The organism is Streptomyces sp. NPDC048001, assembly GCF_043203115.1.
GTDB classification, from domain to species: Bacteria; Actinomycetota; Actinomycetes; order Streptomycetales; family Streptomycetaceae; genus Streptomyces; species Streptomyces sanyensis.
This window is the reverse complement of record NZ_JBIDBN010000008.1, coordinates 53,378-77,032: the sequence shown is the minus strand read 5'-3', so window position 1 is coordinate 77,032 and position 23,655 is coordinate 53,378. Positions and strand designations below refer to the sequence as shown.

The window sequence follows — 23,655 nt, the reverse complement described above, 5'->3', positions numbered from 1 at the left end:
CCGCCGGAAGACGGCGACGGCGGGTAACGGGACGAACACGAATCCGGCCGGAACATTCGCCCGGACCTGCCCCGGCGCCTACCCTGGACGTCCTGACCATCCATCAGCCCTCCGGCGCCAGTTGACCGACGGGGAGTCGTTCTTGAGGGATCAACTCGCCGCGAGGAGCGACCTGCTCGCGCAGCTCACGTCCCATCTGACCGGCACCGAGGTGGCCGGTCTCCGCCGGCGTCCCTACTGCCGGGCCCTGCCGCCACCCGTGGTGGCCGTCGTCGGCGGACGGGGCACCGGCAAGACCCATGCCTTCGCACGACTGCGCCAGGACTGCGCCCCGGTCACCCCGACCGCCTACCTCGACTGCGCCGACGAGGCCCTGCGCACCGGGGCCGCCGAGTCCCCCCGGTCCCGATCCCTGGTGACCGAGGCCCTGCGGATCCTGGGTGCCGGCTTCACCGCCAGCGGCCCGGCCCGCTCCGGGACCCTGCACACCACGCGCCTGTTCGCCGGGCTGGTCGCCATCGCCTCCGGCACGTGGAACGCCGACGAGGACGAGCGCATCGCGGCCGAACTGCGCCGCCTGGAGCCGGTGTCGCCGGCCCGCGGCGACGGCGCGGTCCGCGACGGGGTGGCGACGCTGACGGCCGCCTACGCGGAGGCGCCCGGCCGCCCCCGCGCCACCGGGTCCCATGTCGAGCTGTCGGTCGAGGTGCTGCTGCGCAGGCTGCTCACGCGGGCCGGCCGCCGGGCCGCCGACTGGTACGGCGCCTACCCGGGGGCGCAGGGCAGCGCCCGCTCGGGACTCGTCCTGCTGGGCCGCCACTTCCTGCTCGGGGGCGACCAGCGGCGCCGCGCCGAGTACTTCCTCGGCCAGGCGCTGCGGGCCGATCTGGAGGAGGCGTACCGCACCACCGGCGGCTGGCTGCTGCGCACCGGGCGTCCGCTGATGCTCCTGGACAACGCCCACGACGAACTCGGCGAGCAGCTGGTGCGGGACTGCCTCACCCACCGCGGCACCGGGCACCAGGACCGGGTGGTGGTGTACGCCGCCTTCCGCCACGAGGACCCGCAGGTGCTGCGCGGCGCACGGCGGCTGCCCTCGCTGACGTCCGCGGTGGGACTGGCCCGGGAGCGGTCCGACGGCCTGTGCCGGAACCCGCTGGTGGTGATCCCCTACCCGCCGTTGCCGCCCGCGGGCCCGGAGACCTCGGACGGGCTGCTGAGCCATGTCGACCCCGATGCGATGCTCCCGCCCGGACTGCCCCGCGCACTGCACCGCTTCACCGGCGGGCGTCCGCTGGCCATGACCCGGATGACCGCGGCCATCGAGGAGTTGCGGTCCCAGGGCCCGCCCCTCGGGAGTCCGGCCCCCTCGCCGCTGGCCGGACTGACGCTGCGGGCCCTGCTCGACCACCGCGGCACCGCGCCCGGCCCCCCGGCGCCGACCGTGGCGGAGTCGCTGCGCGAGGAGCTGGCCCCGGGTGAGGCCGGGGAACTGCTCACCCTGCTGAGCCCCGCGGCCGACGTGCGGGCCGCCGCCCTGCTGCTGCCCGCGGCCGCGGCGATGACCACCACCGAGCTGCGCGCCGCCCTGGACGCCGACGGCTGGCCTCGGTGCGAGGAGCACTTCGTCGCCGACCACTGCCTGCGCACCCTGCTGCTGCACCGGCTGTGGCACCGGGAGCCCGACCACGCCTCCTGGATCGGGGCGCACGAGAGCCTGACCACCCACTACGCCTCCAACCACCCCGCCTCCTGGCAGCAGTACCAGCACGAGCTGGCGAACGGCCGGACCCGCAACGCGGTGGCCTACCTGACCGGTTCACTGGACCGCGCGGACACGGCCGCCTGGCTGGAGGATCTGCTGCGGATCGCCTCGGCCCCGCTGTTCACCGGCCTGCCGGAGCGCCGCGGGACCGCCTTCACCGGCGGTCACCGCGACCTGGGCCGCAGGGTGGAGCGGCTGCTGCACGTCGCCTGGCTGGCGCAGGACCGGCTGGAGCTGCCGGAGTCGCGGCTGGAGACGGCCTCGCACGGCGCCCTGCACGCGCTGCGCGACGACGTCGCCGACGGCTCCGTGCTGACGGACGCGGCCGGGCTGTGGGCGGAGAGCATCAGATCGGGACGGCCGCTCCGGGAGTGCGGATGCACCCGGAGGGGCCCGGCGAACGGGGGGAGTCCGGCGTGAACAACCTGACCAGGATCGCCATCGGTGCGGCCGCGGTCGCCGCTCTGGTCCTCGGGGTGCTCTTCGGCCCCGGTGTGCTGGACCCCGACCGGTCCTGCGCCGCCGGGGTGGAGCGGCCCGAGGGCAGCGAGGAGTGCATCGGCGTCTCGGCGACCGGGTTCGACTTCGGCGTCGGTGAGATCCGGGACGTCGCACGGGCCATCGGCGCCGAGAACGCGCGGGTGGCGAAGGAGGGCGGCCTCGCGGTCTCCGTGGCCGTGATGATGCCGTTCAGCGCCACCGCCCCCGAGCAGCTGACGAAGATGCGCCACGAGCTCCAGGGCGTGTACATCCGGCAGCTGCTCGCCAACCGGGAGGAGGGCAGGCCGCCGAGGATCCGCGTGCTGCTGGCCAACACGGGCAATCTCGGGCTCCACTGGGAGTCGGTCACCGAGCAGCTGGTGGGCATGGCGGACGATCCGGTGCCGCTGCGGGCGGTGACCGGGATAGCGACCAGCAACACCGTCACCAAGCAGTCCGTGGGGCTGCTCTCCCGGCACGGGATCCCGATGGTCGGCTCGACCATCACCGCCGACGACATCACCGACATCCCGGGCCTGGCCCGGGTCTCCCCCACCAACACCGACGAGGCCCGGGCGCTGGTGGCCCACGCCACGTCCGTGGACCGCAACGCGCTGCTCGTCTACGACACCCAGCCGATGGACAACTACGCGCGGACCCTGCGGGAGGCCTTCGACCAGCAGCTGCCCGACCAGGTGTACGACGCGCGCCCGTTCACCTCCAGCGGGGAGCCGGACGACCCGGGCAACCTGGGGAACGTGTTCAACTCCATCGCCCACTACATCTGCGACACGGAGGCCCGCACCGTCTTCTTCGCCGGGCGCCACACCCCGCTGCGGGTCTTCGTCTCGGAACTCGGCCGGTCGGGGTGCGCGGAGCGCGGGTTCACCGTGTTCACCGGGGACGAGGCGTCCTACCTCGGCCAGGACGAGCTGCTCGACCGGGCGGCGCTGGAGCAGCGGCCGGGGGAGAAGCGGCCGCGGGTGGTCCTGAAGTACGCCGCGCTCGCCCACCCGGACTCCTGGGTCGCCTCGTCCGGGCACACCCCTCCGGCGACGGGGGGCTCGGAGGCCGCGTTCCGGCGGCTGGAGTCGGCGCTGTCGGAGGTGCGGCCCGAGATCGGGGAGAACACCCTCCACGACGGCCAGACGATCATCGGCTACGACGCCATGGCGACCGCGGTCCAGGGCATCCGCCGCGCCACCGGCGCCTCGGCGGCGGTGCCCGCGCTGGGGGACGTGACGGCGCAGTGGCCCCACTTCACCGGCTCGCTGCGGGTCGAGGGCGCCAGTGGCTGGATATGCCTGGACACGGAGGGCAACCCGCGGAACAAGGCGGTGCCCATCGTGCGGCTGACGGGTGACGGCTCGCTGGGATTCGAGGGGTTCTCCTGGCCGGACGGCAAGCCGCCCCCCGAGGACTGCGTCTACCGGAAGGACTGAGGGAGCCGCGGCCGACGGCCCGTGCCCGGTTCCGGCCGGGCCGGCACGCCCCGGCCGGTACGCCCCGGGGGACGCTCAGCGGCGGGCGTAGTCCTCCCGCAGCCGGCGCCGGTGGTCGGCGGTCCAGGTGGACCAGTCGGTCGTGGGGTGGCCGTCGAGCGCGGCGGCCAGGCGCTCGATGTGGTCGTGCCAGCACGCCAGGCAGTCGGGCAGGGCCTCGTCCTCGCAGCGGACTTCGTTGGTGAAGCGCAGGACCGTGCCGTCGCCGTGGGGTTCCAGATGGAAGCGGATGCGGCCGTGGACGCCCACCGTGTACTCGGCGACCCGCTCCATGTCCCAGGCGGTGACGCGGCCCTCGGCCGCGGCGCGGCGGCCCTCGGCCTCGGCGGTGAGCCGCCGCAGGACCACCGCGCCGCCGATCCTCGGTTCGAGGAGTTCGGCGGCGCAGAGCCAGGTCGGCAGTCCCTCGGGGGTGGCGACGGCGGCCCACACCCTGATCACCGGGTGGGGCAGGTCGAGCACGAAGCGCACCAGGCGGGTTCCGTCGCTCTGGTCCTCGGTGGTGCCCGGGGTGATCGTCTCGCTCATCGCCCCAGCGTCTCCCGGCGGCCGCCCCGCGGCGAAGGCGCCACGCCCGGGGCGCCCCCGCACGCGGTACGGGCGGGGGGCCGCCTCGGGCCCCGTGCGGCGGCGGGAGCGCGGGGCTCCGGCGCCGTCCGCGGGGTCAGACCCCCGCGTAGGAGTGGAGGCTGTTCACGAACATGTTGACGCCGTAGTAGTTCCACAGGAACGTCAGGAAGGCGATCAGGGCGATGTAGGCGGCCTTGCGGCCCTTCCAGCCCGCGGTCGCCCGGGCGTGCAGATAGGCGGCGTAGGCGACCCAGGTGATGAACGACCAGACCTCCTTGGCGTCCCAGCCCCAGTAGCGGCCCCAGGCGTCGCCCGCCCAGATGGCCCCCGCGATGATCGTGAAGGTCCACAGCGGGAAGACGGCCGCGTTGACCCGGTAGGCGAACTTGTCCAGGGTGGCGGCCGAGGGCAGGCGCTCCAGGACCGAGGTCGCGAAGCGGCCCGGGGTGCCGCCCCCGGCGAGCTTGGCCTCGTAGGAGTCGCGGAAGAGGTAGAGGATGCTGCCGACCGCGCCCAGGTAGAAGACGGCGCCGCAGAAGATCGCGGTGGAGACGTGGATCCACAGCCAGTAGGAGTCCAGCGCCGGGACCAGCTGGTCGCTCTCGGTGTAGAGGACGGTGACGGCGAGCCCGAGGTCCAGCAGCACCGTGGTGACCAGCGGCAGCCCGGCCCAGCGGACGTTCTTCCCCGCGAACAGCAGCACCAGGTAGACGCCGACGACGACGGTCGAGAAGGTCGTCGAGAACTCGTACATGTTGCCCCACGGCGCACGCTGCACCGACAGGGCCCGGGAGGCGACCCCGGCGGCCTCCAGCAGGAAGGCGAGGACGGTGAGGGAGACCGCGATCCGGCCGTAGAGGTCGCCCTTGGCGGTGCCGCCGTGGGCGCCGGGGCCGTCGGGGACGTCCCGGGCGCCGCCGGTGGCCCGGGTGACCACCTTCGGCCTGTCCAGGACGGCGGTCCCCCCGGCGGTGCCGGCGGTGACGGCCGGTGCGGCGGCCCCCCGGCCCTCCTGGCGTCCCTCGCCCGCGGTCAGCGCGGCGGCGGTGCGGGCCACCTTGCTCCGGCTGCCGAAGAGCCATTCCGCCATGTGCGCGAAGAAGGCCAGGGTGTAGACGGCCATCGACGAGTAGATCAGGTAGTTGCTGATCTCCGCCAGGCTCTCGTTGGTTGCGGCGAGGTTCACGTGGTCGCCCCTTCGGCGGTTGCATCCACTGGTTCAGGCGCCGTCGGCGCCTGTGCGTTGAGGGCGAGGGCCAGGTCGCCGAGCTCCTCCGGGAGCTTCGCCGACTCGCTGCGGCCCAGGCCCGCCATCTCCACGACGGTCACCCCGTCCTCACCGCGCACGGCGCGCACCCAGACGCGGCGGCGCTGGACGAACAGGGAGGCCGCGAGGCCGCCGATCGCCGCGATCGCGCCGCTGAGGGCCCAGCCGGTGGCCGGCTGGCGGGTGATCTGGAAGGTCGCCCACTCCCTGACGTCCTTCTCGAAGGTGATGGAGCCGGCGCCGTCGGGCAGCTGCATGGTCTCGCCGGGCAGCAGCCGCTGCTTGAGGACCTCGCCGTTCGCGGCCTTGAACTGCTCCATCTTGCTGGTGTCCAGCTGGTACACGTTCTGCGGCAGCCCGGAGTCCACGCCCAGGCTGCCGTGGTAGCCGGTGAGGGCGAGCACCGGGAACTCCAGTCCGGGGAACTGGGAGAACATGTCGCCCTCGCCCGCTCCGGCGAAGGTCGGGACGAAGAACGCCTGGAAGCCGAGCTGGTCCTTCTCGCCGTCCGGGCCCCGGTAGCCGTCCATGACCTTGATGGCTCCGGTGGAGGTGACGTTGCTGTCGATGGGCAGCAGCGGCACCGGGTCCTGGAAGACGACCTCGCCCCGGGCGTCGCGGACCGTGACCACGGGCGCGTAGCCGTGGCCGTTGAGGTAGACCTTGGTGCCGTCCACCTCCAGCGGCCGGTTCACCTCGATGACCTGCTTGCGATCGGTCCCCCCGGGGGTGGACCAGGTCACGGCCGCCTCGTAGGTGCGCGGGGTGCCGCGCTCGGGGCCGCTCTTCGCGTAGGTGCCGGTGAAGCTGTCCAGCACGAAGCTGAAGGGGGTCAGGTCGTCCGTCCCGAAGAGGGACCCGGAGCGGAAGTCGTCGTACTGGGTGAGCGTGTTGGAGAAGCCGCCGCCCTCGACGACCAGCTTCCCGCCCTCCGACTTGAACAGCTGGCCCCAGGCGAAGGCCACCAGCATCACGATGAGGGAGACGTGGAAGACGAGGTTGCCCGCCTCGCGCAGGTAGCCCTTCTCCGCGGCGACCGCGTCACCGGCCCGGTGGGCGCGGAAGCGGCGGCCGGCCAGCAGCGCCAGGGCCGCCTCGCGCACCTGCTCCGGCTCCGCCGCGGTGCGCCAGGTGGTGGAGGCGGGCAGCCGGTCCAGCCGGCGCGGGGCGCCGGGCGGGCGGCTGCGCAGCTGGCCGACGAACTGCCAGGACCGGGGCACGATGCAGCCGATGAGCGAGACGAACAGCAGCAGGTAGATCGCCGAGAACCAGACCGAGCTGTAGACGTCGAAGAACTGGAGCTTGTCGTAGAGCGGCGCCAGGGTCTCGTGCCGCTCCCGGAAGGCGGCCACCTTGGTCTCGTCGATGCTGTTCTGCGGGATCAGGGAGCCGGGGATGGCGCCGAGGGAGAGCAGGAACAGCAGGATCAGCGCGACCCTCATGGAGGTGAGCTGGCGCCAGAACCAGCGCGCCCAGCCCACCGGGCCGAGGCCCGGGGCCCCGGCGGCGGTCTCGGCGCCCTCGACGGGGGCGGTGGACAGCTGTGCGCCCGCCTCCCCGAGGTCGCGTTCCTCGGCCGTGCGGACCGCGCCCGCGGGGGTGCCGGTGCCCTCGACGGGGCCGCCGGAGCCGTCCCCGCCCTCGCCGGTGCCGCCCTTGCCGCTGCCGTTCATGGAGGTGCTGCCCATCTGCTCAGATCCCCACCGTGAAACCGTTGGACCAGCTCTGCATCGACTGGACCATGCCGTCCCACACTCCGGTGAGGAGCAGCAGGCCGGTACCGATCATCATGATGCCGCCGATCCGCATGACCCAGGCGTAGTGCCGCTTGACCCAGTCGAAGGCACCGAGCGCCCGGCGGAAGGCGATCGCGGCGATCACGAAGGGCAGGCCCAGACCGAGGCAGTAGGCGACCGTCAGCAGCGCCCCGCGGCCCGCGCTGGCCTCGTTCGCCGAGAGGAAGGTGACGGACGAGAGGGTGGGCCCGATGCAGGGCGTCCAGCCGATGCCGAACAGGGCGCCCAGCAGCGGGGCGCCCGCGAGCCCGGAGACCGGCCGCCGGTGGATGCGGAACTCGCGTCCGGTCATCCAGGGCATCAGCCCCATGAAGAACGCTCCGAGCAGGATCATCAGGCCGCCGAGGACCTTGGAGAGGATCTCCCGGTGCTCCTGGAGGGTGGCGCCGAAGTAGCCGAAGAGCGCACCGCCGGAGACGAACACGGCGGTGAAGCCCAGCACGAACAGCGTCGCCCCGACGGCCATCCGGCCGCGGCGGGCCTCCGCCAGGTCGGTGCCGGTGACCCCGGTCACATACGACAGGTAGCCGGGGACGAGGGGGAGCACGCACGGGGAGAAGAAGGAGACGAGTCCCGCGGCGACGGCGATGGGCAGGGCCAGCAGCAGCGCGCCGCCCAGGACCGTCTCGTTGGTCCCGGGCACGGCGGTGACGGCCGCGGAGGCTGCGGCGAGGGCTTCCACGGGATCACTTCTCCGCGATCAGCGGGTCGATCATCCTGCGCAGGTCCTCGTCGTCGAGTGCCCGCAGGGCGCGGGCGGCGATCTTCCCCTCGCGGTCGAGCACGATGGTGGAGGGGATGGCCTGCGGGTTGAGGCTGCCCTTGGGGAACCCGTTGACGATGAGCTTCCCGTGCGGGTCGTAGAGGCTCGGGTAGCCGACGCCGTAGTCCTCCTCGAACCGGAGGGCCGGGCCCTTGCTGCCGTCGCGGGTGTTGATCCCGACGAACGCGACGCCCTGCTCCTCGGTCTCCTCGGCGACCTTGGCGAAGTAGGGGGCCTCCGAGCGGCACGGCGGGCACCAGGAGCCCCACACGTTGAGCACGACGACCTTGCCCCTGAGATCGGCGACGTCGAGCTGCTCGCCCTCCAGGGTCTCGCCCTTCAGCTCGTTCGGCAGCCGGCGCTCGCCCTTGGGGACCGTGGAGACGGCTCCGGTGCCCGCGACGAAGTTGGTGTCGCCGCCGCCCCCGGAGCGCCCGCCGTCCGCGCAGGAGGACAGGGCGAGCGCACCTGCGACGACCAGGGCGGTCGAGAGGGCGGCGCGGGATGCTCGGCTGAAGCTCATGTGAAAAGTTTCGCATGTGCCCGGCGGCGATCTTCCGCGCCCCCCTGCATGCCCGTTAGGCCCGTTGTCAGGACGCCTTAAGGAAAGTGCCCCATCCCCCGGCGGGCGCCTGGCCGACGTCGAGGGAACGGAGTTTCGCCAGGACCCGGGGGTCCTGAACGTCGAGCCAGTCGCAGAACTGGCGGAAGGAAACGAGCCGGACGTCCTTCTTCCCGGCCATCTGCTTCAGCGATTCCTCGACCGCGTCCATGTATATACCGCCGTTCCACTGCTCGAAGTGGTTTCCGATGAACAGCGGGGCGCGATTCGACTCGTAGGCCCGCCGGAACCCCGCGAGATACGCGCCGGTGGCCTGCTCGCGCCAGCCCGGGTACTTGGCGGGGACCCCCTGGGTGGAGTTCTTCGACTGGTTGGCGAGCATGTTGTAGTCCATCGACAGGACCTCGAAGGAGTGGCCGGGGAACGGGACCTGCTGGAGCGGCAGGTCCCACAGTCCCTGGCGCTTGTCCGGCCAGACCTGGCGGCCGCCGGGCGAGGAGGCGTCGTAGCGCCAGCCCAGCCGCCGCGCCGTGGGCAGCAGCTCGTCCTGGCCGAGCAGGCAGGGGGTGCGCCCGCCGACGAGTTCCCTGCGGTAGTCGAAGGGCAGCGGTTCGAGGTCCTTCCAGCCGGAGTTGGTCCGCCATTCGGTGACGAACTTCACAGCCTGGTCGATCTCGCTCCGCCAGTCGGCGGACGACCAGTTGCCCACCGAACCGGAGCCGGCGCAGAAATGCCCGTTGAAGTGGGTGCCTATTTCGTGGCCGTCCAGCCACGCCTGCCGTATGTTCGCCAGGGTGTCCCTGATGTGCTCATCGGTCAGATAACCGATGTCGGAGGCGCCGACACTGTTGTTCGGCGGCCGGTAGAGCGATTTCCTGGATTCGGGCAGCAGGTATATGCCCGAGAGGAAGAACGTCATGGCCGCACCGTGGTTCCGGGCGAGTTCGAGAAAGCGCGGGAACAGCCCGTTCCCGACCTCGCCCGCACCGTCCCAGGAGAAGACCACGAACTGCGGGGGCGTCTGCCCCGGTTCGAGGGGGACCGGGCGCCCGGGCTGGTGCGGCTGCCTGCCCGTGTCGGCGGTGGAGCCGTCGCCGATGAGCCGGACCGCGGGCTTCGAGGGCGAGGCCCCGCCGCCCTCCGGTCCCCGGCCGCCCTTCCCGCCGCTGCCGCCCGCCGCACCGCCGGCACCGCAGCCGGCCAGCGCGGCGGCGGCTGCGGCTCCGATCCCCGCTCCGAGCAGTCCCCTTCGAGTGATGTCGTGCATGACGCCCCCTCACCGCACCCCTCCCGGTCGAGGAGGGGCAGATCCGAACCAGCACAGGGGAAGATGCACGCCGGAACAGTAAGGTTCCTGCCGGAGTGACCGTTTTTTCCCGGCGATCTTCCGACCGCCGGGAGCCGGGGGCGCACACCGGGAGCGCCCCCGGGGCACGGGTCGCTCCCCGAGGAGGCCCCGGAGCGTCCGGGGAGGGCGGCGGCCGCGTCAGGCGCCGAAGGCCTTCGCCTTGCCCTTCACCGGCTTCGCCCCGGCGAGCAGGTGCGGGGGCACCAGGTCCCGGGCGGGCTCGGTGTAGCCGACCGAGACGATCCGGTCGTCCTCGTAGGTGAAGGTGGTCAGCGAGGCGAGCGTGCACTGGCGGCGCCGCGGGTCGTGCCACAGCCTGCGCTTCTCCACGAAGCTGCGCACCACCCAGATCGGGAGCTGGTGGCTCACGCACACCGCCTCGTGCCCGCGCGCCGCGTCGCGGGCCGCGTCCAGCGCGCCCATCATGCGCACCACCTGGTCGACGTAGGGCTCACCCCAGGACGGGCGGAACGGGTTGGTCAGGTGCTTCCAGTTGCCCGGCCTGCGCAGCGCTCCGTCACCGACGCCGAAGGTCTTGCCCTCGAAGACGTTCCCCGCCTCGATCAGGCGGCCGTCGGTCCCCAGCGCCAGCCCGTGGGCCTCCGCGATGGGCTGCGCCGTCTCCTGGGCCCGCTCCAGCGGCGAGGAGACGACATGGGTGACGTCCCGGTCCGCGAGGTGCTCGGCGACCCGGTCGGCCATCCGCCGGCCGAGGTCGGAGAGGTGGTACCCGGGGCGGCGGCCGTAGAGCACACCGTCGGGGTTGTGCACCTCGCCGTGCCGCATCAGGTGGACGACGGTGGTCTCCTTCGCGCTCATGCCGTGGCCTCCGCGGCGGCGCGGGCGGCGGCGGGCAGGGCCGCGGCGATCCGCTCCACGGCCCGCTCGTCGTGCGCGGTGGAGACGAACCAGGACTCGAAGGCCGAGGGCGGCAGGTAGACGCCGTCGGCGAGCATCGAGTGGAAGAAGGCGTTGAAGCGGAACGCCTCCTGCTTCCGGGCCTCCTCGTAGTTCCGCACCTCGTCGGCGGTGAAGAAGACCGAGAACATGTTGCTCGCCGTCTGGACCCGGTGGGCGACCCCCTCCTTGGCGAGGGCGCCCGCCACCAGCTCCCGGATCTCCCGCGACACCGCGTCGACGGCCGCGTAGGCGGCCTCGTCCAGCAGGCGGAGCTGCGCCAGGCCCGCGGCGGTGGCCACCGGGTTCCCGGAGAGCGTGCCGGCCTGGTAGACGGGCCCGGCCGGGGCCAGGTGGGCCATCACGTCGGCCCGCCCGCCGAAGGCCGCGGCGGGGAAGCCGCCGCCCATCACCTTGCCGAAGGTCATCAGGTCGGGGACCACCCCGTCGACGCCGAACCAGCCCGCCCGCGAGGTGCGGAAGCCGGTCATCACCTCGTCCGAGACGAACAGGGCGCCGTCTGCGGCGCAGAGGTCCTTCAGCCCCTGGTTGAAGCCGGGCAGCGGCGGCACGACGCCCATGTTGCCGGGGGACGCCTCGGTGATCACGCAGGCGATCTCCCCGGGGTGGGCGGCGAACGCGGCCCGCACCGCGTCGAGGTCGTTGTAGGGGAGGACGATCGTGTCGCCCGCCTGCGCTCCGGTGACACCGGGCGTGTCGGGCAGCGCGAAGGTCGCCAGCCCGGATCCGGCGGCGGCGAGCAGGGCGTCGACGTGCCCGTGGTAGCAGCCGGCGAACTTCACCACCTTGGCGCGGCCGGTGAAGCCGCGGGCGAGGCGGATCGCGGACATGGTCGCCTCGGTGCCGCTGGAGACCAGGCGCACCTGCTCCACCGGGGCCACCCGGGCCACGATCTCCTCGGCGAGGGCCACCTCGCCCTCGCCCGGCGTGCCGAAGGAGGTGCCGCGGGCCACCGCCGCCTGCACCGCCCCGACCACCTCGGGGTGCGCGTGCCCGAGGATCATCGGCCCCCAGGAGCACACCAGGTCGACGTACTCGCGGCCGTCGGCGTCGGTCAGGTACGGGCCGCTGCCGGAGACCATGAACCGGGGGGTACCGCCCACGGCGCGGAAGGCACGGACGGGAGAGTTCACGCCGCCCGGCGTCACGATGGCCGCGCGGTCGAAAAGCGTCTGCGAAACTGGGGCGTCATAGGGAAAGCTCACGGAAACCATGGTCTCAGAGCCTTCGGCGATCTTGCGGACAGGTGTTTCACCGCACGTTCGTGGGGGAGGTCACTGTCACGATGATCTGGTTGCGCGGCGGGGGCTGCGAGTGGTCGGGTGGAGATATGCATCGCGGTGGCGGACTGGGCGAGGGGACCGACGACCTGGGTCCCGAGCCCGCCCGGCGTGGTAAGCACCGCCGAGGTGAAGCGGAAGGGCCCGTGGGAGGCAGGAGCGGCCGGTTGGGGGTGACGTACAAGTACTTCGGTGCGCCCGACGGGGCCACGGCCGCGCGCGTGCCCATCTCGATGCGCCCGGAGGAGCTCGGCGGCGACGAGCTCGGCATGGGCGGGATGTTCACCAAGATCAAGCCCGAGACCATAGCCGCGATGGTGCTCACCGGGATCCAGGGGATGCCGCTGCACCGGGTCCCCCCTCTGGAACTGGTGGTGCTGCACCCGGACTACGCGGTCGTGAAGCTGCCGATGACGGCGGTGGACCCGCTGCGGGACATCGGCGAGGAGTCCGTGGGCGCGGCGGCGTTCATCTGGTCGACCGTCCCGGACCGGGGCGGACCGAGGGACGCCTTCGACGTCTACCAACTGCTGCACGAATGGCAGGATTTCAGCCATCGTCTGCACGAGGCGGGACACCAGCCGTACTGCCTCGTCTGGCCCTGACCCGGGGGCGGCCGCCTCGGGCCGGGCCCTCGTTCCACGGCTTCGGCCACGGCGGGGGAGCCGGCTCCGGACTGCGCCGGGGCCGCTTGCCCGGGGGCCGGCCGGTGTCCCCCGCCCGGCGGGGGTCACCCGGTCGGACGCCCCCGCTCGCGTCCGCCGCGCCGGGTCCCGAATCCTGGGGGCCGGCGGCAGGCGCCCCGAAGGGACGGCGGGCATGGGACGGCACACGGCACCGGACGCGCACGGCGCACCGGGGGGCTACGCCCGGATGGTGGGGGGACTGCTCTTCGCGGGCGTGCTGATGCTGGGCACCGGCGTGCTCGCCGTGCTCCAGGGGGTCGCGGCGCTCGTCGGCGGCGAGGTGTACACCCGCGTCGACGACGGCTACCTCTACGGCTTCTCGCCTGCCGCCTGGGGCTGGGTGCACATCGCCCTCGGGGCGCTGATCGCCCTGACGGGCTGGGGCGTCCTCGGGGACGCGGCCTGGGCGCGGCTGCCCGGCCTGCTGTTCGCCTCGCTGGGCCTGGTCGCCCAGTTCGCCTATCTCCCCTACCAGCCGGTGTGGTCGGTGGTGCTGATGGCGGCGTACGCCCTCGTCCTGCGGGCGCTGGCCGTGCGGCGGGACACGGCACGCCGCTGAGGCCCGCCGCCGGGCCCGTCAGACGACCGGCGGCCGCCCCAGGCGGGCCATCAGCCAGACGGTGCTCCAGCGCATCGGGCGGCGCCTGCCGCAGGGCGTGCGCACCCCCTCCGCGAAGCCCGCGAACCAGGCGCGCAGGCCGGGCGCCGAGCGGGTGCGGGCCAGCGTGAGCGCCGTCCAGGACCCGAGGTAGAGGGGGACCAGCAGCGCGGGCAGGTTCCGCTTGGCCAGCCAGACCCGGTTGCGGGCGGTCATCCGGTAGTAGACGCCGTGCCGGGTGGGCTCGGTGCGGGGATGCTGGAGCACCAGTTCGGGGGCGTAGAGGATGCGCCAGCCGTCGTCGAGGGCCCGCCAGGCGAGATCGGTCTCCTCGTGGGTGAAGAAGAAGTCGTCCGGCCAGCCGCCGATCCGCTCCAGCATCCGCATCGACAGGGCGTGGCCGCCGCCGAGGAAGGTCGTCACCGGGCCGCCGCGCAGGGGGTCGGTGTTGCCGATGCGGGGCACGTGGCGCCGCTGGGTGAAGCCCGTCTCGTCGGCGATGCGGAAGCTGACGATGCCCAGGCCGGGGTCCTCGCCGTACAGGGCGGCCAGCCGGCTGAAGACGTCGGTACCGACGAGGAGCCCGTCGTCGTCGAGGTCGACCAGCACGTCCACGTCGCCGAAGGCGCGCAGCCGCTCCATGGCGACGTTGCGGCCGCCCGACACCCCGAGGTTCTCGGGCAGTTCGACGCCGGTGACATGCTCGGGGAGCCCGGGCAGCGGCGCGCCGTTGGAGACCACCACGATCCTGGTGGCCGGGTGGTCCTGGGCGTCCACCGAGTCGAGCAGCGCACGCAGCTCGGCCGGGCGGCTGCCCATCGTCAGTACAGCCACGCCGATGCGTGCTCGGGTCACGTCCACTCTCCCTCGATCACCGACCAGGTAACCGGTCCTGACCCGGGAGCTTAACGGGGACCGTCCATCAGGTGTACGAAGGACGTCCCCCGTACGGCGGGCGCGTCACTTCCCCGGTCCGCTCCTCCCGCGCCCCTGGCGGGGAGGGGCCCCGCGGCGGGCCCCGCCCGGGAATGCGCTGGCAGCGGTGTGCCGGGCGGTGGCATCCTGGCGCCGTGAACGGACCGGAGATCACCCTCAGCGTCGCCCCCGAGCTGCGGCTCTTCGTCTCCTCGGACCGGCGGCGCGGGCGGGCGGCCGTGACCACGGACGGCTCCTCGTCCCTCGGCCATGTCGTGGAGTCGCTCGGTGTCCCGCTCACCGAGGCGGGGGTGCTGCTGGCCGACGGGCTCCCGGTGGACGCCTCCCACGTGCCCCGCTCCGGGGAGCACATCGAGGTGCGGGGGGTGGAGCGGCCCCAGCGGGTGCCGGGGGCGCCGCTGCGCTTCCTGCTGGACGTGCACCTCGGGACGCTGGCCCGGCGCCTGCGGCTGCTGGGGGTGGACGCCGCGTACGAGAACGAGGACATCGGGGACCCGGCCCTGGCGGCGCTGTCCGCGGCGGAGCGGCGGGTGCTGCTCTCCCGCGACCGGGGGCTGCTGCGCCGCCGTGAACTCTGGGCGGGCGCCTATGTGTACAGCGACCGGCCGGACGACCAGCTGACCGACGTGCTGCAGCGCTTCGCCCCCGTGCTCGCCCCCTGGACCCGCTGCACGGCGTGCAACGCGCCGCTGGCGGAGGCGGACAAGGACGCCGTGCAGGAGCGGCTGGAGCAGGGCACCCAGCGCAGCTACGACGTCTTCGCCGAGTGCACCTCCTGCGGGCGCGTCTACTGGCGCGGGGCGCACCACGCCCGGCTGGAGGCCATCGTCGCCTCGGCGCTGCGCACGGCCGGGGGCCCGGGCCGGGACACGCCGCAGGCCGTGTGAGGGCGCGCGGCCTCGCGGACGGGGTGCGGCCGGGCCCTCAGAAGACGTACGGGTCGCCCGTGGCGAGCACGAGCACCCGGTGCTCGTCGTTGCCGGGGTTGCGGTCCGTCGCGCCGCCGCTCCATGCCGTCGAGACCCGCACCGTCATCTCGGAGGAGGCAGCGGGGGCGGTGGCCGAGAGCACCGTGGTGCGCCCGGTGCCGTCCGCGTGCAGCGGGCCGACGGCGCAGAGCACGACGCGCTCCGCCTCGCGCAGGCACTGCTCGGGCATCCGCAGCTCCCCGGCCGGCGCCGCCGAGAGCTCCACGCGCAGGGTGACGCCGCGGAGCGAGGACGGGCCGTGGTTGCGGCTCACCACGACGAGGTCGAGCCGGCCGTCGTCCAGGGTGATGCGGCCGTGGTGGGCGATGTCGGCCTCCGGGGCGACGGCGTCCTCCGGCGGGGCACCGGGCTCCGGGTCGGCCGGTCCGGGGGACGCGCCGGGCTCCGGGTCGGCCGCGGGCCGCAGCCACGGTCCGGCCGTGTCGGGCAGCGCCCCGACCGTGTCGTCGAAGGGCCCCGCCGGAGCCGCCGCCCCCGAGGCGGAGCCCGCCGCCAGCGCCACCGCCGCGACCGCTGCCGCGAGTCCCCGGCGGACCGTCCTCGTCGCATACATCAGCGTCATGGGCGAAAGATACCGATCATCCGCCTATAGCCAGGATTGCCCGCGGACTCTCGGCGCGTCCCGCATCGGCGGCGGACCGCCGCCGCACCCGGGGCGGCGGGTCGGCGGCCGCAGCGAAACATCCCGTACACACGGTCGACCTATCCTGGCGACTGTTCGATCACACGCGCGAGGAGCCATATGACCACCGCCGGATCCCCCGTCGCCGTCGTCACCGGCGCGAGCAGCGGCATCGGGGCCGCCACCGCCCGGGCGCTCGCCGCCGCGGGCCACCACGTCGTCCTCACCGCCCGCCGCAAGGACCGCATCGAGGCCCTCGCCGCCGAACTCGCCGGGGCCGGGCACCAGGCCACCGCCCTGGCCCTGGACGTCACCGACCGGGCCGCGGTGGACGCCTTCGCCGCCTCGCTCGACCGCTGCGACGTGCTCGTCAACAACGCCGGCGGCGCGCTGGGGGCCGATCCCGTGGCCTCGGCCGACCCCGAGGACTGGCGCCGGATGTACGAGGTCAACGTGATCGGCACGCTCCACCTCACCCAGGCGCTGCTGCCCGCGCTCACCGCGAGCGGCGACGGCACGGTGGTCGTCCTGTCCTCCACGGCGGGGCTCGCCACCTACGAGGGCGGGGGCGGCTACGTGGCGGCCAAGCACGGCGCCCACGTCCTCGCCGAGACCCTGCGGCTGGAGATCGTCGGCTCCCCGGTGCGGGTCGTCGAGATCGCCCCCGGGATGGTGCGGACCGAGGAGTTCGCGACGACCCGGTTCCGCGGCGACACCGAGAAGGCGGCGGCCGTCTACGCGGGCGTGGCGGCACCGCTCACGGCCGAGGACGTCGCCGACACGATCTGCTGGGCCGTCACCCGGCCGTCCCACGTCAACATCGACCTGCTGGTGGTCCGCCCGCGCGCCCAGGCCTCCAACACCAAGGTCCACCGGGAGTCGCGGTGACCGCTGCGGACGGCGCGGTCCGCGTCGGCCGGCTCACCGCCGCGGAGCTGCCCGGGGCGGCGCCCGGCCTCGGGGCGGTGCTCGCGGACGCCGTCGAGGACGGCGCCTCGGTCGGCTTCCTCGCCCCGCTGGACGCGGCGCGGGCCGCCGCCTGGTGGTCCGGCCTCGGGCCGGACCTCGCCTCGGGCGCCCTCGCCCTGTGGTGCGCCCGCGAGGGGGAGCGGATCGTCGGCACCGTGCAGCTGCGCTGCGAGACCGCCGCCAACGGCTCCCACCGGGGCGAGATCGCCAAGCTGATCGTCCACCGGGACGCCCGCGGCCGGGGCCTCGCCCGCCGCCTGCTCGGCACGGCCGAGGAGCACGCCCGGGCTGCGGGGCGCCGCCTGCTGCTGCTCGACACGCAGACGGGCAGCGCGGCCGAGCGGCTCTACCGCTCCACGGGCTGGACGCCGCTGGGCACCGTCCCCGGCTACGCGGCCGACCCCTCCGGCGCGCTGCGGCCGACGACCTTCTTCCACAAGGACCTGGGCTGCCGCAAGGACCCGGGCCCGGCGCCCGGGTCCCCGGGCGCCGCGCGCCTCAGCCCTTGACGCAGACGACCTGCTTCAGCTTGGCGACCACCTCGACGAGGTCCCGCTGCCGCTCGATGACCTGCTCGATCGGCTTGTACGCGGCCGGGATCTCGTCGACCACGCCGGAGTCCTTGCGGCACTCCACCCCGCGGGTCTGCTCCTCCAGGTCCCGCGCGCTGTAGCGCCGCTTGGCCGCGTTGCGGCTCATCCGGCGGCCCGCCCCGTGCGAGGCCGAGTTGAACGAGGCCTCGTTCCCGAGCCCGCGCACGATGTAGGAGCCGGTCCCCATGGAGCCGGGGATGATGCCGTACTCGCCGGAGCCCGCACGGATGGCGCCCTTGCGGGTCACCAGCAGGTCCATGCCCTCGTAGCGCTCCTCGGCCACGTAGTTGTGATGGCAGCTGATCTCCTGCTCGAAGGTCACCTTCGCCTTCCGGAACTCCCGGCGGACGACCTCCTTGTACAGCCCCATCATGATCGCCCGGTTGTGGCGGGCGTACTCCTGCGCCCAGAAGAGGTCGTTGCGGTAGGCGGCCATCTGGGGCGTGTCGGCGGTGAACACGGCGAGGTCGCGGTCGACCAGCCCCTGGTTGTGCGGGAGCTTCTGCGCCTGGCCGATGTGGTACTCCGCCAGCTCCTTGCCGATGTTGCGGGAGCCGGAGTGCAGCATCAGCCAGACCGCTCCGGCCTCGTCCAGGCAGAACTCGACGAAGTGGTTGCCCGAGCCGAGCGAGCCCATCTGGCGGGCGGCCCGGTCGCGGCGGAACTTCACCGCGTCGGCGACCGTGTCGAAGCGGTCCCAGAAGTCCCCCCAGCCGGAGGTGGGGAGGCCGTACACGCGGCCCGGGTCGACCGCCTCGTCGTGCATGCCGCGGCCCACCGGGATCGCCTGCTCGATCTTCGAGCGCAGCCGGGAGAGGTCACCCGGCAGGTCGTTCGCCGTCAGGGAGGTCCGCACCGCCGACATGCCGCAGCCGATGTCCACACCGACCGCGGCCGGGCAGACGGCCCCGTGCATGGCGATCACCGAGCCCACCGTGGCCCCCTTGCCGAAGTGCACGTCCGGCATCACGGCCAGGCCCTTGATCCACGGCAGGGTGGCGACGTTGTGCAGCTGGCGGAGGGCCACGTCCTCCACCGTTGCCGGGTCCGCCCACATCCGGATGGGGACGCGGGCGCCCGGCATCTCCACGTACGACATCGTTCCTCGATTCCCCCGAAAGTCCATAAAGCGCACATGCCCGGCCATTGTCCGCGAAAGACCTGGCGGACCGGCATCCTGGGCGGCGCGTGCGATAGACATTGTGTCCGTCGCCCCACCGGGGGCGGCAACAGGTTTTCGCCCCGGCGCGGGGCGGCGAACCCCAGGGAAGGAGCTCGGCAGGTGCTTCGGAAGATGTACCTCCCCGGCGCGGCGGCGCTGCTCGTCGCGGCCGTCGCGGCCGGCACCGCGGGCTGCACGTCGGAAGCGGGGCCGGACGGCTCGGCCACCGACGCCAAGGCGGCCGGCGGTGCGCTGCCCGCCGCCCAGCCGGGCCGCTACCGGACCCTGCTGGAGCCCTGCGGCGCCGTCGACCGCGGCGTCCTGAGGGACATGCTGCCCGGGGTGGTGACCCTGCCCAAGGAGCAGCAGCGCCAGGCGCTCCGGGGGACGGCCCAGGTCACCTACGACACCGACCGCCGCGCCGCGTGCAGTTGGAAGGGGAACTCCCCGGGCGGGACGCACCAGCTGCGCGTCGACTTCGAGCGGGTGGTCTCCTACGACCCGGCGGTCAGCGACGAGGCCCGCGCCCAGGAGGTGTTCGCCCGCCGGCAGGCGGCGGCCTCGGTGCCGCTCACGGCCGGCCCCGGGGAGCGGACGGACGCCCCGGGCGACGCCGGGCCCTCCGCCACCCCCGCGCCCTCCGGCTCCGGCCCGGCGCTCGGCACCCGGGCGGGCCCGGCGGCGGTCACCAGCCCCGGCGGCAGTCCGCCCGCCGGCACCGGCACCGGCCCCTCCGGGCAGCCGGGCGGCCCGGCAGGGGAGCCCTCGCCCAGCGGCTCCGCCGCGGCGCTCCAGCCCCGGGTGCTGACGGGCCTCGGCGACGCCGCCTTCCTGGACGACGTGCTCGACCCCGCCGGTTCGGCGGCCCAGCGGCGGACCGTGAGCGTGGTCTTCCGCACATCCAACGTGATCGTGACCCTGGTCTACGCGCAGCGTCCGGCGGCGCCCGCGGCGGTGCCGGACAGCAAGGAACTGCAGGAAAAGACCCAGGCGATGGCCCGCCGCCTGGCGGAGCAGTTCGACGACTAGGCCGCCGGGGCCCGGGAAGCGGGTTCCGTCCGCCGGGCCCCGTCCGGCGGGTCTCGGCGTACCGTGGCCTGGCCGACCGACCGACCGAGTGAAGGAACCATGCACCGTTCAGCCTCGCGACTCACCCGCATACTCGCCTGCGCAGCCGTCCCGGTGATGCTCGTCGTCGCCGGCTGCTCCTCGGACGGCTCCGGCGACTCCGGCGGCGCGCCGGACAAGGCGGGCAGCAGCTCCTCGGGGTCCCCCGAGGCGAAGAAGACGCCCACGGTGGCCCCGGCCCGGTTCGCCGAGCTGCCGGACCCGTGCGACGCGGTGGCGGCCAAGACGATCGGGGACCTCGTCCCCGAGGTGAAGTCGAAGAGCGGCACGGCCGGCAAGTCCACGGACACCGCGAGCCGCGGCAGCTGCTCCTGGAACGGCCTTGAGGACAAGGGCGTCGACGGCTCGCAGTACCGCTGGCTCGACGTGTCCCTGCTGCGCTACGACTCGGACGCCACACTGGCGGTCAGCGGGGAGCAGCGCGCGGAGGACAGCTACGCCAAGGAGGTCGCCAAGGCGAAGGCGACCGAGGGCGCCAAGGGTGTGAAGACCGCGGCCGCGGCCGGTGTGGGCGACGAGGCGACCACGGTCACCTACACGCTGAACAAGACCGACGAGGACTTCGTGTACGCCACGGTCGTGACCCGCACCGAGAACGGCGTGGTCACGCTCACCTACAACGGCACGGGCTACGCGGGAGCGAAGAACCCCTCCGTCACCGACATGGCCAAGGGCGCCGTGCGGGCCGCGAAGGAGGCGGTGGCGGCCGTCGCCGCGGCCAACGAGGAGCCCGCCGCGAAGGAGTCCCCGGAGGCGAGCGCCGAGGCGGCCGCCGGGGAGTAGCCGCGCACCGCGGCGGGGCCGCGCGGGCCCCGGGCGGGGAGGAAGCGGCGCCCGGCGGGGAGGATGCGGGCGCCCGGCGGGAGCTCCGGCTCGATCCCGGCCGCGGCCGGGCCCGCGGGGGCGGTCCCGGCCGGCGGCGCGCCGGACCGGGGCGCCTTGCCGGCGGGCGCGCGTCGTGGCCGGTCCGGTGCCGTGCGGCCCGCCGCCGGCGGCACCGCGGGCCGGGCAGCCCCTCCCCGAGGCCGCACTATGATCGGCGCATGACCGAGCTGGAGACCATCACCTCCCTGTCCGACCCGGCGATCCGGCGCATTGCCGATGTCACCAAGCCGTCCAGGACGAACATCAGGACGGCTCTGGTCGAGGACACCGAGCCGCTGGAGCAGTGCCTGCGCGCGGGGGTGGAGTTCATCGAGGTGTACGCCTCCGACGCCGCGCCGGTCGCCCCCGGGCTGCTGGAGCTGTGCGGGCAGCGCGGCGTCCCGGTGCGGCTCGTCGAGTCCTCGGTCGTCAACCAGCTCTTCAGGGGCGAGCGGAAGGCGAAGACCTTCGGCCTCGCCCGGGTCCCGCGCCCCGCGCGCCTGGGCGACCTCGCGGAACGCGCCGGCGACGTGGTCGTCCTCGACGGCGTGAAGATCGTCGGCAACATCGGCGCGATCGTGCGGACCTCCCTCGCCCTGGGCGCCGCGGGGATCGTCCTGGTGGACAGCGACCTGACGAGCATCGCCGACCGGCGGCTGCTGCGCGCCAGCCGCGGCTACGTCTTCTCGCTCCCCGTCGTCCTGGCCGACCGGCAGGAGGCGGTGGCCTTCGTCCGGGAGAGCGGGATGCGGCTGATGGCCCTGGAGGCCGACGGCGACCTGACCGTCAAGGACCTCGGCTCCCGGGAGGAGCGCCTGGCCCTGCTGTTCGGCAGCGAGAAGGGCGGCCCCTCCGACGCCTTCAAGGAGGCGTCGGCCCTCTCCGTGTCCATCCCCATGATCGACACCACGGAGTCGCTGAACGTCTCGGTCTCGGTCGGTATCGCACTGCACGAGCGCATCCAGAGGAACTTCGCGGCCCGCAGCTGAGCGGCCCGCCCCGCCCCCCGACGCCTTCGGGCGGAGGGCGGAGGGGCGTCCTCCGTCCCGGTGTGCCAGGCTGTGCCCGCACACGGAGCAGGGGAGGGAGAACGCGGTGGCCGCGATGCAGCTGACACGCACACACCGAATACTCATCGGTGTGGTCGTCGCGGGGGCGCTGGTCATCGCCGCGATCGGCTTCGCCGGGTCGTACGCCGCCGTCCGCGAGCTGGCGGAGCGCAAGGGCTTCGGCGACTTCTCCCTGGTCTTCCCCATCGGCATCGACGCGGGCATCTGCGTGCTGCTGGCGCTGGACCTGCTGCTGACCTGGATGCGCATCCCCTTCCCGCTGCTGCGGCAGACGGCGTGGCTGCTGACGGCGGCGACGATCGCGTTCAACGGCGCCGCGGCCTGGCCGGACCCGCTGGGCGTGGGCATGCACGCCGTGATCCCGGTGCTCTTCGTGGTCGCGGTGGAGGCCGCGCGCCATGCGGTGGGCCGGATCGCCGACATCACCGCGGACAAGCACATGGAGGGGGTGCGGCTGACCCGCTGGCTGCTGTCCCCGGTGCCGACCTTCAAGCTGTGGCGGCGGATGAAGCTGTGGGAGCTGCGCAGCTACGAGCAGGTGATCAAGCTGGAGCAGGACCGGCTGATCTACCAGGCCCGTCTGCAGGCCCGGTTCGGCCGGGCGTGGCGCCGCAAGGCACCCGTGGAGTCGCTGATGCCGCTGCGGCTGGCCCGGTACGGCGTGCCGCTGGCCGAGACCGCCCCCGCGGGCCTGGCGGCGGCCGGGATCGAGCCGGTGCTCCTGCCGCCCGCCCCGGAGACCGAGGGCGGCGGGGCCGGGGAGCTGGCGTCCGGCGGGCAGCGCACCGCACGGGAACTGCCCTCCGGTGAGGGGCCGGACGGGACGCGCCGGGACACCCCGCGGCAGGCCGGGGACGGCGGCGCGGCGTCCGGGTCCGCGGCGCGGCGCGAGGTGCAGGACGAGGCGGAGCCGGGACCCGGCTCGCACGAGAGCCCGTGGTTCGCGGCGCAGCACGCGTCCCCGGAGGCGTACGAGGGGGCCTACCGCGGCGGGTACGACCCCGGGCACGAAGGCCCCGGGCACAGCGGGGGGCCGGGGACGATCCCGGTGCCCGCCGGTCCGGGCGGCCGGACCCGGCCGCTGGGCAACGGCCCCCGGGACCCGCAGGCGCAGGACCCGTACCCGCAGGACCCGGGCGTCCAGGACCCGAACGCCCGGGATCCGTACGGGCGGGCCCCGTACGCCCAGGAGCCGAACCCCCAGGACCCGAACGCCCGGGATCCGTACGGGCGGGCCCCGTACGCCCAGGAGCCGAACCCCCAGGACCCCTACGCGCGGGCCCCGTACGCCGCGCGCCCCTACGGCGAGGCCGCCGGGGACCCGGCGGCGGCACAGGGATACGCAGAGCAGCGGTACGCCCGGCAGCACGAGGAGCAGGAACGTTACGCCGGGGAGGCGTCGGCGCGGCAGGCTGCTCAGGTCCCCCAGCAGCACCTCCCGGAGCAGCCCGGGCCCCGGGCGGCGGCCGACCGGCCGGAACCCGGGCCCGCCCCGGAGCAGGGCGAGGCCGCCGGCCCCGCGGACGACGCGGCGGAGCAGGAGTTCGCCGAGGCGGCCTACCCCGTGTTCGTCGCCTATGTGGACGAGCACCAGGACTACCCCAAGCTGGACCTCTTCGACATCCTGCTCGCCGATCGCCACGGGGTGCGCCATCCGCGGAGCGCCGCGCTGCTGAAGCGGCTGCTGCCCGAGTTCCGGCTGCGCCTCCAGGCGGAGCTGGAGGCCGAGCACATCGCCTGACGGCCCGCCCGCGACGACGCGGCGGCCGCCCCGGGGCACGGCACAG

At 74.1% G+C, this 23,655-nt stretch carries 22 protein-coding genes; 11 read left to right on the top strand and 11 right to left on the bottom strand.

Annotated elements, in window-relative coordinates; translation table 11 throughout:
- Positions 1-142: 142 nt before the first annotated feature.
- Positions 143-2,185 (top strand): hypothetical protein, encoded by a 2,043-nt coding sequence (locus ACGF15_RS16140; protein WP_392799535.1) that lies wholly within the window; start codon positions 143-145, stop codon positions 2,183-2,185.
- Complete coding sequence (locus tag ACGF15_RS16135) at positions 2,182-3,687, top strand: hypothetical protein (RefSeq protein WP_392799532.1); 1,506 nt, start codon at positions 2,182-2,184, stop codon at positions 3,685-3,687. The genes ACGF15_RS16140 and ACGF15_RS16135 overlap by 4 nt, the downstream gene beginning before the upstream one ends.
- Before the next feature lie 75 nt (positions 3,688-3,762).
- On the opposite strand, the gene ACGF15_RS16130 is transcribed toward ACGF15_RS16135, so the two are convergent.
- The 8 genes from ACGF15_RS16130 to hemL form a co-directional block, all read right to left on the bottom strand.
- Positions 3,763-4,275, bottom strand: coding sequence for an SRPBCC domain-containing protein (locus ACGF15_RS16130; RefSeq protein WP_345616028.1), 513 nt, complete (start codon positions 4,273-4,275; stop codon positions 3,763-3,765).
- 136 nt (positions 4,276-4,411) lie between these two features.
- Positions 4,412-5,503, bottom strand: a complete 1,092-nt coding sequence (ccsB, locus tag ACGF15_RS16125; protein WP_345616027.1) for a c-type cytochrome biogenesis protein CcsB — start codon at positions 5,501-5,503, stop codon at positions 4,412-4,414.
- Positions 5,500-7,257, bottom strand: coding sequence for a cytochrome c biogenesis protein ResB (locus ACGF15_RS16120; RefSeq protein WP_392799932.1), 1,758 nt, complete (start codon positions 7,255-7,257; stop codon positions 5,500-5,502). The genes ccsB and ACGF15_RS16120 overlap by 4 nt, the downstream gene beginning before the upstream one ends.
- 19 nt (positions 7,258-7,276) lie before the next feature.
- The gene (locus ACGF15_RS16115) at positions 7,277-8,062 is read right to left on the bottom strand and encodes a cytochrome c biogenesis CcdA family protein (RefSeq protein WP_376427350.1); all 786 of its coding nucleotides are present in this window, start codon (positions 8,060-8,062) and stop codon (positions 7,277-7,279) included.
- A 4-nt stretch (positions 8,063-8,066) separates the two neighbouring features.
- Positions 8,067-8,666: a TlpA disulfide reductase family protein gene (locus ACGF15_RS16110; RefSeq protein ID WP_362610460.1), complete on the bottom strand. Its 600-nt coding sequence runs from the start codon at positions 8,664-8,666 to the stop codon at positions 8,067-8,069.
- Between the two features lie 67 nt (positions 8,667-8,733).
- Complete coding sequence (locus tag ACGF15_RS16105; protein WP_345616024.1) at positions 8,734-9,972, bottom strand: hypothetical protein; 1,239 nt, start codon at positions 9,970-9,972, stop codon at positions 8,734-8,736.
- 219 nt (positions 9,973-10,191) lie between these two features.
- Positions 10,192-10,872 (bottom strand): histidine phosphatase family protein, encoded by a 681-nt coding sequence (locus tag ACGF15_RS16100; protein WP_345616023.1) that lies wholly within the window; start codon positions 10,870-10,872, stop codon positions 10,192-10,194.
- On the bottom strand, positions 10,869-12,185 hold the full coding sequence (hemL, locus tag ACGF15_RS16095; protein ID WP_345616022.1) for a glutamate-1-semialdehyde 2,1-aminomutase: 1,317 nt from the start codon (positions 12,183-12,185) through the stop codon (positions 10,869-10,871). Before hemL ends, ACGF15_RS16100 begins: the two co-directional genes overlap by 4 nt.
- A gap of 116 nt (positions 12,186-12,301) precedes the next feature.
- On the opposite strand from hemL, the gene ACGF15_RS16090 reads away from it, so the two are divergent.
- The gene (locus ACGF15_RS16090; RefSeq protein WP_345616084.1) at positions 12,302-12,856 is read left to right on the top strand and encodes a hypothetical protein; all 555 of its coding nucleotides are present in this window, start codon (positions 12,302-12,304) and stop codon (positions 12,854-12,856) included.
- Positions 12,857-13,070: 214 nt separating this feature from the next.
- Entirely contained in the window at positions 13,071-13,496 is a 426-nt protein-coding gene (locus ACGF15_RS16085) for a hypothetical protein (RefSeq protein WP_392799524.1), read from the top strand.
- An 18-nt stretch (positions 13,497-13,514) separates the two neighbouring features.
- Here ACGF15_RS16085 and ACGF15_RS16080 read toward each other — a convergent pair whose 3' ends face one another.
- Positions 13,515-14,354 (bottom strand): glycosyltransferase family 2 protein, encoded by an 840-nt coding sequence (locus tag ACGF15_RS16080; protein ID WP_376427365.1) that lies wholly within the window; start codon positions 14,352-14,354, stop codon positions 13,515-13,517.
- A gap of 251 nt (positions 14,355-14,605) precedes the next feature.
- Here ACGF15_RS16080 and ACGF15_RS16075 point away from each other — a divergent pair, with 251 nt between their 5' ends.
- The gene (locus tag ACGF15_RS16075) at positions 14,606-15,358 is read left to right on the top strand and encodes a Mut7-C RNAse domain-containing protein (protein ID WP_362610449.1); all 753 of its coding nucleotides are present in this window, start codon (positions 14,606-14,608) and stop codon (positions 15,356-15,358) included.
- A gap of 37 nt (positions 15,359-15,395) precedes the next feature.
- On the opposite strand, the gene ACGF15_RS16070 is transcribed toward ACGF15_RS16075, so the two are convergent.
- The gene (locus ACGF15_RS16070; protein WP_345616018.1) at positions 15,396-16,022 is read right to left on the bottom strand and encodes a hypothetical protein; all 627 of its coding nucleotides are present in this window, start codon (positions 16,020-16,022) and stop codon (positions 15,396-15,398) included.
- A gap of 180 nt (positions 16,023-16,202) precedes the next feature.
- Between ACGF15_RS16070 and ACGF15_RS16065 the strand changes: the two genes are divergently transcribed.
- Both ACGF15_RS16065 and ACGF15_RS16060 read left to right on the top strand, forming a co-directional pair.
- Positions 16,203-16,970 carry an SDR family oxidoreductase gene (locus ACGF15_RS16065; protein WP_345616017.1) on the top strand — a complete coding sequence of 256 codons (768 nt, stop codon included), beginning with the start codon at positions 16,203-16,205 and terminating at the stop codon, positions 16,968-16,970.
- The gene (locus tag ACGF15_RS16060; RefSeq protein WP_392799519.1) at positions 16,967-17,560 is read left to right on the top strand and encodes a GNAT family N-acetyltransferase; all 594 of its coding nucleotides are present in this window, start codon (positions 16,967-16,969) and stop codon (positions 17,558-17,560) included. The genes ACGF15_RS16065 and ACGF15_RS16060 overlap by 4 nt, the downstream gene beginning before the upstream one ends.
- Here the strand turns inward: ACGF15_RS16060 and ACGF15_RS16055 are convergent.
- Positions 17,550-18,743: an RtcB family protein gene (locus ACGF15_RS16055; RefSeq protein WP_345616016.1), complete on the bottom strand. Its 1,194-nt coding sequence runs from the start codon at positions 18,741-18,743 to the stop codon at positions 17,550-17,552. The genes ACGF15_RS16060 and ACGF15_RS16055 overlap by 11 nt on opposite strands.
- Positions 18,744-18,926: 183 nt before the next feature.
- Between ACGF15_RS16055 and ACGF15_RS16050 the strand changes: the two genes are divergently transcribed.
- The 4 genes from ACGF15_RS16050 (at position 18,927) to ACGF15_RS16035 (ending at position 23,609) form a co-directional block, all read left to right on the top strand.
- The gene (locus ACGF15_RS16050) at positions 18,927-19,835 is read left to right on the top strand and encodes a DUF3558 domain-containing protein (RefSeq protein ID WP_392799515.1); all 909 of its coding nucleotides are present in this window, start codon (positions 18,927-18,929) and stop codon (positions 19,833-19,835) included.
- Between the two features lie 99 nt (positions 19,836-19,934).
- The gene (locus tag ACGF15_RS16045; protein WP_362610445.1) at positions 19,935-20,717 is read left to right on the top strand and encodes a DUF3558 domain-containing protein; all 783 of its coding nucleotides are present in this window, start codon (positions 19,935-19,937) and stop codon (positions 20,715-20,717) included.
- A 260-nt stretch (positions 20,718-20,977) separates the two neighbouring features.
- The gene (nshR, locus tag ACGF15_RS16040) at positions 20,978-21,787 is read left to right on the top strand and encodes an NshR/TsnR family 23S rRNA methyltransferase (protein ID WP_362610442.1); all 810 of its coding nucleotides are present in this window, start codon (positions 20,978-20,980) and stop codon (positions 21,785-21,787) included.
- A gap of 106 nt (positions 21,788-21,893) precedes the next feature.
- Entirely contained in the window at positions 21,894-23,609 is a 1,716-nt protein-coding gene (locus ACGF15_RS16035; RefSeq protein ID WP_392799512.1) for a DUF2637 domain-containing protein, read from the top strand.
- Positions 23,610-23,655 lie beyond the last annotated feature (46 nt).